The sequence below is a fragment of the Microbacterium sp. T32 genome (genome assembly GCF_001619615.1).
Taxonomy (GTDB): domain Bacteria; phylum Actinomycetota; class Actinomycetes; order Actinomycetales; family Microbacteriaceae; genus Microbacterium.
Genome location: NZ_LQQP01000053.1, coordinates 1 through 2,599 on the forward strand (window position 1 = coordinate 1; position 2,599 = coordinate 2,599).

General features: G+C 71.0%; 3 protein-coding genes. 1 reads left to right on the forward strand and 2 read right to left on the reverse strand.

Annotated features, from left to right (window positions below; all coding sequences use genetic code 11):
* Both AVW09_RS15195 and AVW09_RS15200 read right to left on the reverse strand, forming a co-directional pair.
* The coding region (locus AVW09_RS15195) for an HPr family phosphocarrier protein (protein WP_156496130.1) at positions 1–165 on the reverse strand (165 nt) is incomplete at its 3' end.
* 23 nt (positions 166–188) lie between these two features.
* Positions 189–515: a PTS sugar transporter subunit IIB gene (locus AVW09_RS15200; protein WP_022880317.1), complete on the reverse strand. Its 327-nt coding sequence runs from the start codon at positions 513–515 to the stop codon at positions 189–191.
* Positions 516–683: 168 nt separating this feature from the next.
* On the opposite strand from AVW09_RS15200, the gene AVW09_RS15205 reads away from it, so the two are divergent.
* Positions 684–2,599, forward strand: a 1,916-nt coding sequence (locus AVW09_RS15205) for a BglG family transcription antiterminator (RefSeq protein ID WP_197462665.1), incomplete at its 3' end; no start/stop codon positions are given.

Below are 2,599 nucleotides of genomic sequence, written 5' to 3' on the forward strand. Positions count from 1 at the left end.
GGCGATGATCCCCAGGATGCTGGCGGCGTTGACCGGAGCGCCCGCGTCTTTCGCGATCGTCACCGGGATGCCAGACTCTTTCGCCGCCTGCGCGAAGAGCTTCGCGGGGCGGGCGTGCAGGCCGCGCGACGATCCGATGCGGACCGTCCGGGTGATCTGGGGCATGGGGATTCCTTTCCGGCGGCGGGTCAGACGGTGTCCGCGGATTCCCGCGCGCCCATCGCCTCTTCCACGAGAGCGAGCGTGCGGGTACCGGTCAGGTCGGAGAAGACGTCCTCGGGGAGCAGCACGACGCGCACCCCCCGTGTCGCGGCATCCTGTCGGATCCGCTCGAACTCGGGACCGAGGTGCGGGCCGACGAGAACGATGTCGGTCGCGGGCAGGTCGATCGGGAGCGACTGCACGGTCCCCGCCGAAGCGGAGTACGGGAGGCCGCGATCGTGGGCGGCGCGCTGTACACGCTGTGCGACGAATGTGCTCGACGCACCCGCGCCGCACACCACGAGGATCTTCATCGACCCGCCTCCTTTCCCTCGATTCTGCGCACCGGCGTTCACAGCGGACAACCAGGTTCGTTTCCCACCCCCCGGAACGTGGATGCCGCGCCCCCGGCGCCGCGAGTGACCTCGCGTGGTTGGATGGGGGAAGCGTTGCCGTTCCAGGGGCGGCGCGGAGGACGGATCGTGACGACGAAAGCTCGGCAAGACCGCCTGCTGGCCTTGCTGTTGCGGGACGCGGAGTGGTCCACCGCGGCGTCGCTGGCGGATGCGCTGGGTGTGACGCCGCGCAGCATCCGCTCGTACGTCACGGCGGTGAACGCGCGCGTCCCCGGGGGCGCGGCGATCGAGTCCGGTCCGCTCGGCTACCGCGCCGGCGCGGACGCCGCCCTCGCCCTGCGCGCCGGGTCGCCCGCCGACAGCGGCACGCCCCGTGATCGTCTGCACACTCTCGTCCGGCGTCTCCTCGACGCCGCCGACGGCATCGACGTCTACGAGACCGCCGATTCGCTGCACGTCAGCGCCGCGACGCTCGAGGCGGATCTCGCGCGCGTGCGCGGGCTGCTCGGCGGGACCGAGCTGACCCTCGAGCGTTCGGCATCCACCGCTCGCCTCCGCGGGACCGAGGTCGCTCAGCGGCGGCTGCTGTCCAAGCTCGCGCACGACGAGATGGATGCCGGGATGTTCGACCTCGACGCCCTCCGCCGCACGCTCGGTGAGAGGTCGGTCGGCGCACGTGCGTTCGGACCGTTCAAGGCCGAGCTCGTCGCCGAACTCGGTGCCCTCGGTTATTTCGTGAACGAGATCGGCATCGGCGACGTCGTGATGCACATCGCGATCGCCGCCGACCGCGTGACGCGCGATCGGGGGCTGGAAGCGGCCGCGGGCGAATCGTCGGATGCCGTGGACGCCGTCGCGGACCTCCTCGACCGACTGACCCTCAAGCACATCGGTGTGCAGCTCGGCGCGGGCGATCTCCGCCACCTCGCAACGCTCGTCCTCACACGCATCGTGGCCCCGGGCGCCCCCGCGGCCGACGACGTCCGCTCGCGCCTCGACCCCGCGGTCGAGGGCGCCGTGCGCGCGGTCGTGGAGGAAGCGGCATCCCAGTATCTGGTCGACATCGCGCACGACGACTTCGTCCTGCGCCTCGCGCTGCACGTGCAGAACCTGCTGCACCGTTCGCGCGAGCAGGCGTGGTCGCGGAACCCGCTGACGCGCTCGCTGAAGTCGACGTATCCGATGATCTTCGAGGTCGCGGTATACATCGCGAAGGGGCTGCAGGACGCGCTCGGAATCCCGATCCTCGACGACGAGATCGCCTACATCGCGATGCACGTGGGCGGGCGGCTCGAGCGCAGCCGCCGCTCCGACCAGCTGCTCACCGCCACGATCGTGTGCCCGGGGTACTACGAGCTGCACGAGCTCCTGCGCTCGAGCGTCGACCGGTCACTCGGGCAGGCGATCGAGGTCGTCGGCGTCGAGACGCGCATCGACCCGGCGTGGGACTCGATCGACACCGATCTCGTCCTGACCACGATCGACCCGCCGCGGCCCGGCGACCGATTCGTCCGCATCCAGCCGTTCCTCACCGACGCCGACGTCGAGCGCGTGCAGGCCGCCGCGTCGCGGGTGCGTCGTGGGCGGCGGCTCGCCCGGCTGCGCGCCGAGCTCGAGACGTACTTCTCGCCCGACGCGTTCGTCCGAGGACTGGATGCCGCCGATGGCGAGGCCGGTGTCATCCGTCGGCTCGGCGGGCTGCTGGTGGACGAGGGCGTCATCGACGACGACTACGTCGTCCGGGCGGTGGAGCGCGAGGCGATCTCCTCCACGGCGTTCACCGATGCGCTCGCCGTTCCGCACGCGATGGGCATGACCGCGACGCAGACCCGCATCGCGATCGGCATCGCCGATCCGTCGATCGCCTGGGGTGAGGGGCGCGTGCAGGTCGTCGCGTTCGTGGCGTTCAGCGAGACCGACCGCGAGGCGTTCCAGACCGTGTTCGAGCAGTTCGTCGAGGTGTTCAGCGAGCGCGACAGCGTCCAGCGGATCGTCCGGCGCGCGACCGATTTCCCCGCGTTCCTCGACGAGTTGGTCGCGGT

Excerpts from the sequence above, each read along its gene's own strand:
- AVW09_RS15200 (WP_022880317.1), bottom strand. The coding sequence starts at position 515 with ATGAAGATCCTCGTGGTGTGCGGCGCGGGTGCGTCGAGCACATTCGTC.